The organism is Haloterrigena salifodinae, from assembly GCF_003977755.1.
Taxonomy (GTDB): Archaea; Halobacteriota; Halobacteria; order Halobacteriales; family Natrialbaceae; genus Haloterrigena; species Haloterrigena salifodinae.
Genome location: NZ_RQWN01000001.1, coordinates 627,324 through 642,522, shown reverse-complemented (window position 1 = coordinate 642,522; position 15,199 = coordinate 627,324). Strand labels below are relative to the sequence as shown.

The window sequence follows — 15,199 nt, the reverse complement described above, 5'->3', positions numbered from 1 at the left end:
CCCCATTCGTGTCTCTCGCAGATCGTTCCGTCGTCGATCGACTCTCCGCCGGCGCCGTCAGCGCGTGGCTCGAGCGCCACGCCCTCCCGCTGGCCGCGCTCGGGACGGCGGCCGTCCTCGTCGTCGTGCTCTACCTCCCCGTCGGGCTCGTCTTTGTGGAGGCACTCCTCGAGGACGGATCGCCGACGCTCGGCCACGTCGCCGAGGTGCTGACGGATCCGTTCTACTTCGGCGTCCTCGCGGACGTCTTCGCCGACCCGCTCGCGATCGGCGCGCATCTCGGCTCGCTCGCGGGCTGGCTCACCGCGGTGTCGATCGCGCCGACCCTCGCGTATCCGGTTCCCGGCGTCGACCTGCCGGTGCCGTGGCTCGCTGTCGACGCGCCGCCGGTTCGGAAGGGGCTGTTCGGTTTCACGGCCTATCAGGCCGCGCTGTCAACGGTCGCAAGCGTCGCGATCGGCCTCCCGGCCGCCGCCGTCCTCGCGAACTACGAGTTCCGCGGCCGGCGCACGCTCCGGTCGCTGACGATCCTGCCGTTCGTGTTGCCTGGAATCATGGTCGCCGTCGGCTTCTATGCGATGTTCGGGCGGACGGGGACGCTCAACACCCTGTTCGGAGCCGTCGGCCTGGGTCCGTTCGCGTTCGTCGAGACGAGTCCGCTCGCGATCGTGATCCTGGCCCACGCCTTCTACAACGCGCCGCTGGTCGCCCGCCTGACCGTCTCCGCCTGGGAGTCCGTCGACGCCCGAACCGTCGAGACCGCTCGCAGCCTCGGCGCGAGTCCGCGCCGGGCCTTCCGCGACGTCGTCGTGCCGCAACTCGTCCCGGCGGTCCTTACCGGCGCGCTGCTGACCTTCATCTTCACGTTCATGACCTTTCCCATCGTGCTCGCGCTCGGCGGCCTCCAACTGGCGACCGTCGAGGTCTGGATCTACGACCGGGTCCAGCGGTTGGCCTACGGGGAAGCGGCCTCGCTCGCGATCCTCGAGACGATCCTCTCGCTGGGGCTGACCTACGCCTACCTCAGGTACGAGTCAGCACAGACCGGGTTCTCGCAGGCGCCGTCGCCGCCGCCGAGGGAGGCGCTTTTCCCCGACGTGCGGACGGTGCTCTCGCCGCGGCGGCTCGCGGTTCTGGGGTACGGCCTCGTCGCGCTGGTCCTCTTCGTCGGCCCGCTGGCGAGTCTGGTCGTCGGGAGTTTCACCGATGGCTCCGGGTTCACGCTCCGGAACTACGCGTTCCTGCTCGAGCGCCAACTCGAGGGCGCGAGCTTCCAGACGCGTCCGGTCCCCGCGATCCGGAACTCGCTACTGTTCGGGCTCGCGACGCTGGCCGTCGCGGTCCCGATGGGCGTCGTGATCTCGGTACTGACGGTCCGGGCCGGCAGGAGCGGACGGCTCGTCGACACGCTCGCAATGCTCCCGCTGGCGGTCAGCGGCGTCGTCTTCGGGATCGGGCTCCTGCAGGGGCTGGTCTTCGGTATTCCGCTCCCGGGCGGCTGGCGCCTTCAGGTGACGGGCGCGGTCGCCATCGTTGCCGCCCACGCGGTCGCCGCCTACCCGTTCGTGACGCGCAACGTCTCGCCGCTGCTCGCGACCCTCGATCCGGCGATGGTCGAGTCCGCTCGCGCGCTCGGCGCCTCGCGAACGCGGGCGCTGCTCGACGTCGAACTCCCGCTGGTCGCCAGCGGGATCGTCGCCGGCGCGGCCTTCGCCTTCGCCGTCTCGATCGGCGAGTTCTCTTCGACGGTGATTTTGGCCAGCGGGAGCGAGCACTACACGATGCCGGTCGCCGTCGAACGCTATCTGGGCCGTCGCTCCGGGCCCGCGATCGCCATGGGGACCCTGCTATTGGCCGTCACGGCGGCGAGTTTCGTCGTCATCGATCGCGTCGGCGGGAGGTACGAACTGTGACCGAACTCCGACTCGAGGGCGTCACCAAGCGCTACGGCGCGGACGGGAACGGCACCGTCGCGCTACGGGACGTCGACTTGACCGTCCGTGACGGCGAGTTCTTCACGCTCGTCGGGCCGTCGGGTTGCGGGAAGACGACCACACTCAGAGCGATCGCGGGGTTCGAGGCGCCGACCGACGGAACCGTCCGCTTCGACGGCGAGGCCGTCACCGACGCGGCGCCCGAGGAGCGCGACGTCGGCGTCGTCTTTCAGAGCTACGCGCTCTTTCCGCACATGAGCGTCGCCGAAAACGTCGGCTACGGGCTCCGGTACCGGGAGCCGCCTGCAGGGACGAGCGTCGACGAGCGCGTCCGCGAACTGCTCGAGTTGGTCGACCTCGAGGGGATGGGCGATCGCGATCCCGATCAGCTGTCGGGCGGCCAGCGCCAGCGGGTCGCGCTGGCCCGTGCGCTCGCGCCCGAACCCGACCTGCTCCTGCTCGACGAGCCGATGAGCGCGCTCGACGCGCGGCTCCGGGAGTCGCTGCGCCGACAGCTCAAACGGATCCAGTCGCGACTCGAGATCACGACCGTCTACGTCACCCACGACCAGGCTGAGGCGCTAGCGATCTCGGACCGCCTCGCGGTGCTGCGCGACGGCCGGATCGAGCAGGTCGGCCGTCCGCGGGAGATCTACCGCGAGCCGTCGACGCGGTTCGTCGCCGAGTTCGTCGGCGACAACAACGTCTTCGACGCGACCGTGCGCGGCCGCGACGGCGACCGGGCGCGGGTCGCCGTCGACGGAAGCGACCGCGAGTTCGAGATCGCGGGCGTCCCGGCCGGCGCGGAACGCGTGAGTTTCTGCGTCCGACCGGCCGCGCTCGCTCGAGACGCCGACGCCAATCGGTTCGCCGTCGAGATCGAAACGAGCGAGTTCCGCGGCGAGCACGTCCGGACGTACGGGCGGTGGAGCGCCGGATCGGTCGTGCTCCAGTTCGATACCGAGATGCAGCTCCCGTCGGACTCCGACGGCCTCGAGAACGGGGCGACCGCGACGACTGACGGCGGTATGGGCGACAACGGAGCTGACGGGGCGGACGACGGTGGTGACGCGACGATCGACGGCGACGTCGTCGTCGGGTTCGCGCCGACGGACGCGCACGTACTTGAGACGCAGTCGGCAGAAGAGCGACGGTAATCAGGCCTGTCGCGCCATCTGCGCCGAGAGCTCGACGTGATCGTACGGGTCTGACGTCACGCTCGGCCCGTGGCCCGTGTGCATCTCCTCGAGGGCCGGATCGATCCGCGCGCGGACGCGGTCGATGCTTTCGATGAGGGTTTCGCGGTCGCCCTCCTCGAGATCCGTCCGGCCAAAACTCCCGTTCTGGAAGATCAGGTCGCCGGCGAAGAGGACACCCGGGCGCTCGGCGTAAAAGCAGAGGTGGTCGTTCTTGTGGCCGGGCGTGTGGAGCGCGACGTACTCATGGTCGCCCAGGCGGACCGTCTCCTCGTCCGCGATTGCGCGGTCGACGCCGTCGATCGAGGTATCGTACCCCCACGCGTCGACGTCGAAGGCGTCTTTCACCGCCTCGAGATTGCCGACGTGGTCCCGGTGGGTGTGCGTGAGCACGACGGCGTCGAGGTCGTCGACCCGTTCCCGGACGGCCGCGACGACGTCGAAGTTCGCTCCCGCGTCGACCAACACGGTCCGCTCGCCGTCGACGAGAAAGACGTTGCTCGTAAACGCCTGGACGCCCTGTGCGAGATTGGCGATCATAGCCGCCGATACGCCGTCGACCCGTTTGTACGTATCGACATCCCGACACGCGTCGGTCTCGAGCGCTGTGCGTCACCGATTCATCCCCTCTCAGAGTGCGATTTTGGGTCTGTAGCCGAACGGTATCGGCTCTCGACTCGAATGTCGGCCGGTCGCCTCGAGAGTCTCGTATTCACAAGGATTTTTAGCTGCGGCACGTAGTGGTAGACGAATGAACCGGCCGGTCTCCGTCGTCGCCGTCGTTCTCGTCGTGCTCTGTGTCGCCGGTCTCGGCGTCCCGACGGCGATGGCTGGGACGGGTGCCACGAGCGACCCGTCGCCGTACGCACAGTCGACCGCGCCGACGGAGACGCAGTCACAGCCCGCGATCGCTCAGTCTCAGGACTTCGATCAGACGACGTTCGAGATCACCGTCCACCAGAACGGGAGCGCGACGTGGACGATCCGCCACGAACGGCGGTTCGAGGGCGAGAACGCGTCCGAAGAACAGGACGCGTTCGAGGAGTTCGCCGAGGAGTTCGAGTCCGAAGAGACGGATCTCTACCAGCGGTTTGTCAACTCCTCGAAGGCCATGGCGGCCAGCGGCGCCGAGCAGACCGACCGCGAGATGGAAGCGACGAACTTCCGACGCTCCGCGAGAGTCGAAGAGCAGTTGGGCACAACGCACGGCATCGTCGAAATGTCGTTCACCTGGGAAGGGTTCGCCCGCGTCGACGACGGGACCGTTACCGTCGGCGACGTCTTCGAAGACCTCTACATCGCGGATGATCAGGTAATCGAGGTCGAGGCCGGCGACGGTCTCACCTTCGATCGCGTCGATCCCGAAGCCGACGCTCAGTACGCCGGAAACTCGCTCGAGAACACGGACACGGTCCGCTGGAGCGGCGAGCAGCAGTTTCTCGACGGGCAACCGCGAACGGTGTTCGTACGGGACGGCGTCGCCGAAGGGAGCGCCGTGACGTGGCAACTCGCCGCGGCCGGCCTCCTCGCGTTGGCCGTCATCGTCGGCGCCGTCTGGTATCACCGCCGACGGACCGACGACGACGGCGACGGCCCGACGCCGGACGCAGTCGCGGAGCCGGACGATTCCGAGGCGTCTGCCTCGTCGGCCCCGGCGGCGGCAGCCGCGACGGCCGGCGTGGCCGAGCGCGATGCCGACGACGAGCCGTCGGTACAAGAGACCCAATCGGAGCCCGATCCGCTCACCGACGAAGAGCTGCTCACTGACGAGGACCGTGTCGTCAAACTCATCCGCGAGAACGGCGGCCGCATGAAGCAGGTCAACATCGTCGAGGAGACGGGCTGGTCGAAATCCAAGGTCAGCATGCTCCTCTCCGATATGGAAGAGGACGGCACGATCAGCAAACTCCGGGTCGGTCGCGAGAACATCATCAGCCTCGACGGGTTCGAACCCGAAGCGACCAAATCGCCCTTCGAGGAATGACTGCTGTCAGCAGGCAAACCCGTGTGACGGTGGGACACTCTCGGATCGAAACGGAATGCTTAAACATCGTACGACGTAACGATTGAATGCAGACGAAGGACGTACACGCTCCGTTGCCGAGAGGGACGATGTCCGTCGAGGCTCGGTGCGAGAACGCAGTGAACGCTCCGTTGGTGTAGTCCGGCCAATCATATTGCCCTCTCACGGCAATGACCAGGGTTCGAATCCCTGACGGAGCACTTCTTCGCGAACAATTCCGTGAGCGAAGACTGCAACCCAGGATTCGAATCAGGGAGCAGCTTTGCTGCGACTGTGGTTCGAATCCCTGACGGAGCACTTCTCCGATACAGTTCTCGAGTAAGCGACGCGTAGGGTGTCCCTCCTGAGGTTGCGCTGTGTTTTCACCGGAAGCGAGTCGCTTATCGAGCTAGACGAGTCGCTCGACTCGAGCAGGGACGACGAAGCGACTGGACGGAAACAGGAGCGGTCGCGTGTCTCCCGGACTGCGCTTCGAAGGGAGGATGGAAGGGGGGGATGTCGCCGTAGGGCAGGAAAACTGCCTCTGACACTGCGATGATGGGGGTGGGTCCCTGCCCTAGGACAACAAAGGAGACCGATCGGAATAATCGTATATCCAATAATATTTGGTATCCGAGATTCGGTCGCGGAGCAGCTGGTTCGGTTCGCCGCGGTCTCGTGAGTAGAGACGACTCGAGCGGGCGGAGGAGACCAGCGCTCGCCTGCGTTCCGAAGCGTTGAGAACGTGTCACTGACGGTGCGGACTTGAACGACCTGAACGTGTAACGCGATAGCAGAACCCCGGTCGGACGAAAGGGACGGTAGATGAGCCGTCGCAGAGCGGTGCTGGCGGTGCTCGCCGCGATCGTCCTGACCGGCGGGACCGCGACGTACGGCGTGATCACGGCCGACCGGCCACAGGTCGAATCGGTCGAGACCGAGTGGGGGACCATCACGGACGAGCGGACCGAAGTCGAAACCCGGATCGGTGTCGACGAGCCGTTGGTACTCCGCGCCGGCGACGCCGCGGCGGACGTCTCGTACACCGTCTCGGCGAACGACATCGTGCTCGCGTCGGAGCGGGAAAACCGCGTCCGATTCGACGAGACGGGACGCGCCGTTACCGTCTCGACGTGGATCGATAACGACGAAATCCCGGCGTGGTGGGCGTCCCACGTCAACCGAAACGAGACGACGACGGTTCGCGTCGAACCCGACGTGGTCACCACCTACGGCGGTATCCGGCTCCCCGCGGACGGAGTGGCGCAGGAACGGACCGTTCGGACGGACCTGCTCGAGCCGCTCCAGACGAATCAGACCCGACGGTTCCGGGCGTACGATCGGACGGTGTTGGTCGTCGACGAAACGGACGCCGAGTGGGGCACCGCGACCGAGAACCGAACTCCGATCAACGCGTCGGCGACGGTGACCAACCCGACCGGGCTGCCGGTCCCAATCACAGAGATCGGCTACACGGTACGGCTGAACGGAATCGTCGTCGGAGAGGGCGTCGCGGCCGAGCGGACCCTTATCCCGGCCGACAGTACACGAACGATCGACGCCAGGGCGGCCATCGATAACACGGAGCTAGACGACTGGTGGGTCACGCATCTCCGGAACGACGAAACGTCGACCCTGTCGGTCGAATTTAATGCGACTCTCGAGTATGCCGGAGTCCAGCGGACGATCCCGCTGGAGTTCCTCTCGTACGACCGCACGTTCCGGACGGATCTGATCGGATCGGCAGATGCGGACGAGACCGAGTCCGCGAGCGATCGGGATGACCAGCGAGAACGGGTTCAACGGCCGAATTAGTGCTCGAGACGATCAGTTGCGCAGTCGTAACGGTATCGTGCGAACGTGGCCGGTCCGGAGTAACTGCGTCTCTTCCAGCTGCGAGCCGCGATGGCATCACTCGCCGAGTTCGACGGTCGCGAACTTCCGCGGGTCCTCCCACGCCTCGTCGGTTTCGTCGAACCAGCCGAACTTCGCGATCCGCTCGCCGCCTTCCTCGACGACGGTGTGGATGTCCATTCCGAAGCGATGACCGACGATCGGCCGCACGCCGTATTCCCGCCACGGAATCGTAAACTCTGCCCGCCATCCGCCGTCGGTCTCGGTCGTCGTAACCGAAGAACCGTCGCTTATCGGCGCCGTGTTCGCGCTCTGCCAGATGATCCGCCCGCCTCGAGGAACGATCATATCGAGATCGTTCTCTCCGTCGTACGTCTCCTCGCGGCTGTTGTCGAGGTCGAGATAAACCTCCGCGAAGGTATCCTGCCAGTCCTCGATATCGGTGAGATCGATGCGCACGTACAGCGCGGTTTCGTCCCACAGCGCCCGCCACGTGATCGTGTTCTCGAGCGGGCGATCAGTCCAGAGGAGCATATCGGCTGCATGTGGTTCGGCGGCGGACCACGCACTGTCCTCGTCGCCGACCGGATCCGAAGCGGTTCTGGGGATGACTGCCGCCGGACGGGTGCGATCGAGCGTACTGAACCGGACGAACGCGGGGTCCGACTCGAGGCCGCGCTCGTCGACGGCCGTCACGCGCACCTCGTATTCCTGATCCGGATCGAGGTTCGAGAGCTCCGTCGCTTGTTCGACGCCCCGCAGGGTCGACGGCTCGCGGTCGTCGACGATCACCCGGTACTGGAGGACGTCGTCACCGTCCGGATCCGGCGGCCGTTCCCATCGCACGGTCGCCCTCGTCTCGTGGATTTCCTCGATCCTGACCGATTCCGGAGATGCCGGCGGCGACCCCTCGCCGGACGGGATCGGCGTCTCCCGACCGGGTCGGTGGTCGTCGCGTCTGTCGGCGAGCCAGTCCTTGACCAGCGCGCCCATGTGGTCGTCGCCGTCGGGGAGGGTCCAGTCTGCGTCGAACATGGCCGGCTGTCGGCGAGTACCGAACGTCGCCGCACACCAGTGGATGTTCTCGTGGGCGTCGACCCACTCGCGGAACGGCTCGCCCCACTCCGCCGTGCTCCCGATCAGGTGGGCGTCCGCCCCCGCTGTCTCGGCGGCGGCGGTGTACCCCCACTCGGTCAGGAACACCGGGACGTCGAAGGCGGGCGTTCCGAAGGCCGCCTCCCAGGAACGAGGGTCCCACGACGGGTAGACGTGCGCCGAGTATAGCAGTCCGTCGTGATCGAACGGTTCCTCGGCGGCGTAGGCCGTCATCGACGACCACGCCGGCGACCCGACGACGATCGGCGTCTCCGGAGCGCGGTCGCGGACGCGGGACAGCCACGGCGTCGCGCAGTCGCGCCAGGTCCGCCAGGCCCCGAGGCCGCCGGCCGCCGGCTCGGTCGGCGCGCCGAACAGTTCGTAGAGGACGTGGGTGTCGTCGGCGTACCGCGGGGCGACGCGGTCCCAGAACGAGCGCAGTCGCCGATCGATCGACGACGTGTCGTAGCGTTCGCTCGCGTGGTAGTCGACCAGCAGGTAGACGCCTCGCTCGGCCGCGAGTTCGACCGCCCGATCGAGGGCGTCGACGACGGCGTCCATGCCGGCATCGCTGATCGAACGCGGCGTTATCGGAAGCCGGAGTACCCGCGCGTGCCACCCGGCGTTGTCGTCGGTCGCGAGCCGGAAGGCATCCCAGTACTCTTTCTCCCGCACCTCAGCGTGTTCGAGGCTCCACACCGGATCGTCGAGGCTCACTCCGCGGAGGACGACCGGGTTGTCGTCCGGATCGGTCACCCATCGCCCTTCGACGGTGAGTCGCGGCGGTCCGGCCGTCACCGGACCGTCGGTTCGCTGGCTCGAGCAGCCGGCGAACGCAGCCACCGAACTAGCCGAGAGCGACGCCAGATACCGTCGGCGATGCATTACCGATGAACTCTCGGTAATGCTGATAACAGTGATGGCCTGTCGCCGAACCGAGGGTCGGTTGCGAACCCGCCGCCCGACGCCGTCGTTCTCGAGGACCCGCGCTCACTCGCCGCCGACGTCCGAGACGACAAACTTCGCCCCGTCGTCGTAGCTCTCGTCGACGGCGATCGTCCAGTCGTGCGCCGAGACGATGCTCTCGACGATCGCCAGCCCGAACCCGGTTCCGTCCTCGGCCGTCGTCGCCCCGTACTCGAAGACATCGTCGACGGCGTCCGTCGGGATCCCGGGGCCGTCGTCGGCGACGTAGAAGCCCGTTTCCGCGGGGCCGACCTCGATGCTGACGCTCGAACCGTCCTGCTGGACGGGGTTTTGTTCGGGGTTGGGGATGGAACTCGTGGAGCCATGCTCCACGGCGTCCTCCTGAGCGTGCGAAGGAGGGCTTGTCGAACCGTGTTCGATACTGTTCCGGAAGAGGTTCTCGAACACGCGCAGGAGCCGCTCCCGATCGGCCTCGAACGTCCGGCTGCCGACCACCGATACCGTCGAATCCTCGTGGTCGACGTTCGCCCAGGCGTCGGCGGCGACGGACTCGAGGTCGACCGAGACGGTGTCATCGATGGTGTTCTCCTCCCGGGCGAGCGCCAGCACGTCGTCGATGATCGTCTCCATACGCTCGTGAGATTCGTCGATCCGCGTCGCGTACTCCCGGAGTTCCTCGAGGTCGACGTCCTCGGACTCGGCGTCGGCGAGTTTCGACTCGAGGAGATCCCGGTAGCCGTCCGCGACGTTCAGCGGGTTGCGAAGGTCGTGGCTGACTGTACTCGCGAACTGGTCGAGGCGTTCGTTCTGGCGCGCGAGTTTCTGACTGGAGCGTTCGGCCCGCTCTCGCGCCGCTTCGGTCTCCCGGATCTGTGTTCGGAGCGTGTCTCGCATCGCCGCGAAGGAGGTGAACAGTCGCCCGATCTCGTCTTCGCGGTCAGTTCGAAGATCGACGTCGAACTCGCCGTCCTCGAGCGCCCGGGTCCGCTCGCGCAGTCGGATCAGCGGGAGGACGGTCCCGCGGCCGAGCACGAGTCCGACGACGGCGAGGGCGGCGAGCGAGGTGACGATCAGAACGGCGACGTTCCGGCCGACGGTCTCGCCGGCCTGATAGAGCTGCGCCTTGGGGGCCTCGGCGACGACGATCCAGTCGGTGCCGTCGACGGGAGCGAACGCGAACACGTCGGACTCGCGGTCGTGAATCGCCGTCTTCCCGTCGCGAGCGCCGTCGAACGCCGACGAGTCCGAGAGAGGCGCCGGCCGGGACTGGCGCGGGGCGGTCACCTCGCGGCCGTCGGCGGTCAGGACCCGCGTCGTCGTGATTGTCTCCGACCGGTAGAGCTGTTCGAAGCCCTGCCGGACGTCGGCGACGACGACGAGGACGCCGTCGCCGACGCGAACCGGACGGGCGAACGCCATCAGCAGGCGGCCGTTGCGTTCGTAGGCGCGATCGGACGACGCGATCGGGTCGCCGTCGCCCGAGTCGGCGGTCACCCGCTCGATCGGGTCGTTCCAGGCCGGGACCGTCGTCGCGACCGATTCCCCCTCGTACTCCGGGTCGGTACTCGCGACGATCTCGTCGCTCTCCGGATCCACGTAGTGGGCGCCCACGACGTCCTCGCCGGCCAGCGCCTGCGAGTCACGCAGGTGGTCTCGGATCGCCTCCCGGTCTCGAGTGCCGTAGACGTCCGACGTCGCGATCCCGCGTGTCTGGCTCTCGATCCCGTCGATCCACTCGCCGACGGCGTCTGACTGGACCGTCGCGGTCGATCGGAGGGTATCCTCCGCGTCCGCTTCGATGATCCCCTGAATCTGGACGTAACTGACCACGCCGATGCCGGCGATCAGCAGGACGACGACGAAGAGCGCAAGCGCGAGTTTCAGCGCGTAGCTGCGGCGGACGACGCCGGGAACGACCGAGCGCGCGACTCGCGAGACGAGCGACCGCTCCGGGCCCTCCTCGCGTTCCCCCTCCGGTGGACCCGACTCTGTCATAGTCTCGCTTGTAAGTACGGCCTCTTGATTATTGTTGCCGGAGGGGTGACGACGTTCTGTTCCGCTGTCAGGTCAGTTAGGAACTCACCGATACCTCGAATCGATTCCGCGCTACCGCGAGCGGAACGGCTGTCAGGCCGTTCGAAAAGAGGTTGGGATGAGTAGCGGTACGTCGATGGCCGGAGAGCGCGACCGACCTCGATCGGCGGCCGGACCGATCCGCGGTCGGTCGCTACTGTGCCGTGCAGTCGGCTAAATCGGGCCGCGGCGCTCAGCTGTCTGTCCCGTCCGGGCCGTCCGACGGCGACAGCGTCACGTACGCCTCGGCGGTTTCCGTCGACGGGTCGTCGGGCACTTCGCCCGAGTAGAGCAACCAGACAACCCGCGCGTCGTCTGCGGCGTCGGTGACCGCCGCGGACTCGAGTTCGTACTCGAGGCGCCGGGTTTCGCCGTCGTCGACCTCGACCCCGCGGCGATCGAGTTCGGTTTCGTTCGCAACGGAGACGCTCTCGCCGTCGTCCTCGAGTTGCTGTGCGATGGCGACGACGGTGTAGTCGACCGCCTGCCCTTCCTTGTTCTCGACGCCGACGGTGACGTTAGTCGCGTTGTCGGCCTCGAAGGCGGCCGATTCGTTGGTCAGAAGGTCGCCGTCCTGCTCGAGGAACAGAGCCGAGTGGCCCTCGGCCTCGTCGGCGCCGCCGAATCCGGGGCCGACGGCGGCGAAGCCGACGCTCGCCAGCGCGATCCCGACGGCGAGAACGAGGAGACCGGTCAGCACGACGTCGGCGCGGCTGTCGGGATCGCGGACGGCACCCCGAACCATCGATCGCCAGCGCTCGACCGGAACGGCGAACGCGACCGACGGAGCGAGCGCTCGCCGACGACGGGCGGCGATCCACGCTAACAGCATCGTGGCGACCGCCACGACGGCGACGACCGGGCCGGCCTGGATGGGCCAGGGAGTGTAGTGGATCGCGACGCCGACCGTCGAGACGAGGATTACGCTGGCGAGGACCGACAGCGAGAGGCGATCGACGCCGTCGAGGCCGGTGCCGGCGCCGAGAATGCGGGTTCCTCTTCCGCCGGTCGCGTCGTCCGCATCGTCGCCGTCCGCGCCGGCGACAGCGACTCGGTTCCGTTCGGGAAACAGCGCCGCGATGAGTGCGTATCCGGGGACGAAGAGGACGAAGACGATTCCGAGGGGGACGCGCAGCGGCGTCTCGCGGATCACCGGCGCGAACGCGGCGACGATGACGAGCAACGTCGCCACGACGACCGCCGCGAGATCCGGCGGCAGCCACCGCTTGGTCCGCGCGGACCGATTCCGGTTCGCAGTGGTATCTGACATATATCCCCCCGTTCGATATCCGGTAAGTAAATTGGATGGTCGCTTGCGGAGACAGTCAGGAAGTAGTGATTAAGCAACCTGAACGGTCACGAGCGTAGCATCCGACTACGCCGCCCGCGCGAACGATTGGCCGGGTCGAAAACCGCGACGCTCGACGGCGTCTCCCGCGGGTTCCGGCTTCGATAGAGTATAGAGAGGGCATTACTTTCACCGGGATCGTCATTAGTACCCAAGGAATGCGCCGTTCGCGTCGGCTACGGGCGTCTCTCCGCCCACCGGGAGCGAGCCGTCTCTCTCGGCGTCGCTCGCGGGACCGACGCGGCGCGCCGGCGGCCGTCCGCGGCGGTCGACCGCCATAGGAATCCACCCATGAGGACTGACAACCCCGATGAAAACGTCGATGCGAGCATCGCCGACACCGACCGAACTCGCGGCCCGACGCAGGGCGACCGCGTCGAACTCGAGCACCGGGTCGAGCGACTGCGATCCCAAAACGAACGGCTCCGGGACGGAGTCAGCAACGTCCGTCGACACCGGCTCCGGCTCACCGCCCTCGGATTCGTCGGCCTCGGCGTCCTGAGCTTCGCGGCCGCGTTCGTCCTCCCGAGCGGACAGGAGGTGCTGTACGCGCTCGCCGGCGTCGGACTGTTCGCCGGGCTGCTGACCCGTTCCGTGACGGGAAGCCGGTTCGTCGAAAGCGACGACGCCGAGCGAATCTACGCGACCTGTGCCGCCAACTACGAGTCGATACTCGCGCGTCGCGGTCTCGAGACGGACCGGTGGTACCTCCCGACCGACGACGACCGCGTCCGCCTGTTCGTTCCGGCCGAGTCGGACGACGCGCCGCGGCCGGTCGAGGGCGGCGCGAGCGTCGGCTTCGGCGAGGGCGGCCTCGTTCTCGAGCCGATCGGCACTGAGTTCGTTCGGGAAGTCGCGGGAACCGGCCCTGACGCGACCGAGACGCCGGCCGCGACGGTCGAGCAACTGAGCGACGCCCTCGAGGGCCGGTTCGAGTTCGCGACTGCGGCCGAGCCGGCCGTCGACATCGATCGAGGCCGGGCCGAAATTGCCGTCTCCGGCAGCGCGTTCGGCGCCGTCGACCGGTTCGACCACCCCGTCGCCTCGACGTTCGCAGTGGGGCTGGCCGAGGTCCTCGAGCGGCCGGTCCGACTCGAGGTCACCGACGACACCGACCGCGGGGAGTGGCTCGTCCGCTGCGAGTGGGACGCGGAGACCGGCGCGGACTGAGCGGGCGACGGGGGGACGGACTCGAGTCGCGAAGCGGCGTCGACCGTTCTGACGGGACTGACTCGAGCGGGTGACCAGTACTCCTTCTGAGGGAATCGGCGCGTCAGCGAGACGCGAGTTGTCGCTCGGCGGGTGTTTTGGCCGGTACGGAGTCCGAGCGTTGTGCGCTCTACTGAGTGCGGGATATCGATGTTAGTGCTCGGAGGACGGTGTCGCTATGAGGAGTGTAGCGTCCGACCGTCCAGACGAGGTTCACTCGCCGACGGCGACGGACGGCCGCGCTACGGAAGCAGGCCCGGTTCGAACAACTGGACGGTGCGGACGCCGGCGACGGCCGCGGCGGTGACCAGTGCCAGCGTGACGAGCACTTCGACGCGCCCATACCACCGCGGGCGGACCTCGGCTGGCGTCAGGAGTTCGATGGCCGTGACGAAGCCGATGACACCAAGCAGGACGAACAGTCCCGGCGAGAAGGAGCCGATCACGGCCAGCGCCAGGAGCAATCCCAGGAGCAGCGCGACCTGCGTCTGAACGAATCGGAGACGACGTGGCGTAGGCATCGCCGCCGCACTATTCCGGACCGTGACATAAAACCAGTCGGTCGTCCACCGTACGAACGGGCGGTAATCGGCCCGTACCCGTCGATCGTGCATTAGTGGTGGCGATCGAACAGGTCCGGTGCGAGACTCGAGTGACCGTCGTCCGTCGCCGATCCGTCACTCCGGTTTCGGCGGATGCTCGGCGTCCCGATCCCACCGGCTCCACTTCAAGAGCGGGGTTCCCGGGAGCTCGAATCTGACAAGCGAGATCGTGCCGTGCGGTTCGAACTGCGAGGATTCGATGCCGTAGCGGGCGACGTTGTCGACGCCGGTATCGGTGTAGATCGTCGCGTCGGGATCCCGCTCGAGGATCCACTCGGTTCGCGCGCGGTTGATCTCCTTGAACAGCCCGTTGCCGCGGTACTCCGGTTCCGTCCCGGCGTCGAACAGCCAGTAGCAGTCCTCCTCAACGATCGTATCCGGGAGCGCCCTGGGAGCCCGCACCGACTCCGGCGTCAGGGTCCAGCCGTAGCTCATCACCTCGCCGTCGTCGTGGAGGACCATCCCGACGTGGCCGTCCTCGAGGTACTCGAAGTACCGATCCCGCCACGTGGGGTCGTCGCCGAAGAACCGACGCACGGACGCCCTGTCGTCGACGACGGCTCGCTCGGTGTCGATCGACGCGTACGACTCCTCGGGAAACTCGCCAGCAAACTTGTAGGCGGCCAGATCGAGTTTCGCGTTCTTCGCTTTGCTGGTGAGATCCTGCGTGGTGTGCTTTGCCTTACTGACGAGTGACATCACGGTCAGCTGATGCGATTCGCGTACATATCGGTGGGTGATCGTTCGAACCGCGGCAACTGGACCGCCTTGAGACGGCAGAGAGAATTCGGATCCTACGCGCGCCGCCGGCCGGTTCAGGCGACGGATAGCGAATCCTATTCGATCCCTAGCGTTCAGCAACTCGTTAGTGACACGATTCCCGTCACGAACCTATTAGTTCGCGTTTCACATCACCATCAGGTCAGGTATCGCCCCGGGCCGACCGCGGACGGCGTCGA

General features: G+C 67.1%; 11 protein-coding genes and 1 tRNA gene. 6 read left to right on the top strand and 6 right to left on the bottom strand.

What is annotated here, in order from left to right; genetic code table 11:
• Positions 1 to 8: 8 nt before the first annotated feature.
• Both EH209_RS03265 and EH209_RS03260 read left to right on the top strand, forming a co-directional pair.
• Positions 9 to 1,913: an ABC transporter permease gene (locus EH209_RS03265; protein ID WP_126661525.1), complete on the top strand. Its 1,905-nt coding sequence runs from the start codon at positions 9 to 11 to the stop codon at positions 1,911 to 1,913.
• On the top strand, positions 1,910 to 3,091 hold the full coding sequence (locus EH209_RS03260; RefSeq protein ID WP_126661524.1) for an ABC transporter ATP-binding protein: 1,182 nt from the start codon (positions 1,910 to 1,912) through the stop codon (positions 3,089 to 3,091). The genes EH209_RS03265 and EH209_RS03260 overlap by 4 nt, the downstream gene beginning before the upstream one ends.
• Here the strand turns inward: EH209_RS03260 and EH209_RS03255 are convergent, their stop codons facing one another.
• Positions 3,092 to 3,670, bottom strand: coding sequence for an MBL fold metallo-hydrolase (locus EH209_RS03255; protein WP_126661523.1), 579 nt, complete (start codon positions 3,668 to 3,670; stop codon positions 3,092 to 3,094).
• Between the two features lie 211 nt (positions 3,671 to 3,881).
• Here EH209_RS03255 and EH209_RS03250 point away from each other — a divergent pair, with 211 nt between their 5' ends.
• The 3 genes from EH209_RS03250 (at position 3,882) to EH209_RS03240 (ending at position 6,947) form a co-directional block, all read left to right on the top strand.
• A complete protein-coding gene (locus EH209_RS03250) occupies positions 3,882 to 5,114 on the top strand; it encodes a helix-turn-helix transcriptional regulator (RefSeq protein WP_126661522.1) in 1,233 nt (410 codons plus the stop codon).
• 164 nt (positions 5,115 to 5,278) lie between these two features.
• A tRNA-Glu gene (locus EH209_RS03245) sits at positions 5,279 to 5,353 on the top strand.
• 604 nt (positions 5,354 to 5,957) lie between these two features.
• On the top strand, positions 5,958 to 6,947 hold the full coding sequence (locus tag EH209_RS03240; protein WP_126661521.1) for an LEA type 2 family protein: 990 nt from the start codon (positions 5,958 to 5,960) through the stop codon (positions 6,945 to 6,947).
• A 96-nt stretch (positions 6,948 to 7,043) separates the two neighbouring features.
• Here EH209_RS03240 and EH209_RS03235 read toward each other — a convergent pair whose 3' ends face one another.
• From EH209_RS03235 to EH209_RS03225, 3 genes are all read right to left on the bottom strand, one after another.
• Positions 7,044 to 8,966 carry a cellulase family glycosylhydrolase gene (locus EH209_RS03235; protein ID WP_126661520.1) on the bottom strand — a complete coding sequence of 641 codons (1,923 nt, stop codon included), beginning with the start codon at positions 8,964 to 8,966 and terminating at the stop codon, positions 7,044 to 7,046.
• 105 nt (positions 8,967 to 9,071) lie between these two features.
• Positions 9,072 to 11,003 carry a sensor histidine kinase gene (locus tag EH209_RS03230; protein WP_126661519.1) on the bottom strand — a complete coding sequence of 644 codons (1,932 nt, stop codon included), beginning with the start codon at positions 11,001 to 11,003 and terminating at the stop codon, positions 9,072 to 9,074.
• 271 nt (positions 11,004 to 11,274) lie between these two features.
• Positions 11,275 to 12,351, bottom strand: a complete 1,077-nt coding sequence (locus EH209_RS03225; RefSeq protein WP_126661518.1) for a DUF1616 domain-containing protein — start codon at positions 12,349 to 12,351, stop codon at positions 11,275 to 11,277.
• 369 nt (positions 12,352 to 12,720) lie between these two features.
• Between EH209_RS03225 and EH209_RS03220 the strand changes: the two genes are divergently transcribed.
• A complete protein-coding gene (locus tag EH209_RS03220) occupies positions 12,721 to 13,599 on the top strand; it encodes a bZIP transcription factor (protein WP_126661517.1) in 879 nt (292 codons plus the stop codon).
• A 281-nt stretch (positions 13,600 to 13,880) separates the two neighbouring features.
• On the opposite strand, the gene EH209_RS03215 is transcribed toward EH209_RS03220, so the two are convergent.
• The gene (locus tag EH209_RS03215; RefSeq protein WP_126661516.1) at positions 13,881 to 14,159 is read right to left on the bottom strand and encodes a hypothetical protein; all 279 of its coding nucleotides are present in this window, start codon (positions 14,157 to 14,159) and stop codon (positions 13,881 to 13,883) included.
• A gap of 156 nt (positions 14,160 to 14,315) precedes the next feature.
• Positions 14,316 to 14,939 carry a hypothetical protein gene (locus EH209_RS03210; RefSeq protein WP_126661515.1) on the bottom strand — a complete coding sequence of 208 codons (624 nt, stop codon included), beginning with the start codon at positions 14,937 to 14,939 and terminating at the stop codon, positions 14,316 to 14,318.
• Positions 14,940 to 15,199: the final 260 nt, after the last annotated feature.

Coding starts and splice junctions, on each gene's coding strand:
- EH209_RS03255 (WP_126661523.1), bottom strand. CDS start 3,670: ATGATCGCCAATCTCGCACAGGGCGTCCAGGCGTTTACGAGCAACGTC.
- EH209_RS03250 (WP_126661522.1), top strand. CDS start 3,882: ATGAACCGGCCGGTCTCCGTCGTCGCCGTCGTTCTCGTCGTGCTCTGT.
- EH209_RS03240 (WP_126661521.1), top strand. CDS start 5,958: ATGAGCCGTCGCAGAGCGGTGCTGGCGGTGCTCGCCGCGATCGTCCTG.
- EH209_RS03235 (WP_126661520.1), bottom strand. CDS start 8,966: ATGCATCGCCGACGGTATCTGGCGTCGCTCTCGGCTAGTTCGGTGGCT.
- EH209_RS03230 (WP_126661519.1), bottom strand. CDS start 11,003: ATGACAGAGTCGGGTCCACCGGAGGGGGAACGCGAGGAGGGCCCGGAG.
- EH209_RS03225 (WP_126661518.1), bottom strand. CDS start 12,351: ATGTCAGATACCACTGCGAACCGGAATCGGTCCGCGCGGACCAAGCGG.
- EH209_RS03220 (WP_126661517.1), top strand. CDS start 12,721: ATGAGGACTGACAACCCCGATGAAAACGTCGATGCGAGCATCGCCGAC.
- EH209_RS03215 (WP_126661516.1), bottom strand. CDS start 14,159: ATGCCTACGCCACGTCGTCTCCGATTCGTTCAGACGCAGGTCGCGCTG.
- EH209_RS03210 (WP_126661515.1), bottom strand. CDS start 14,939: ATGTCACTCGTCAGTAAGGCAAAGCACACCACGCAGGATCTCACCAGC.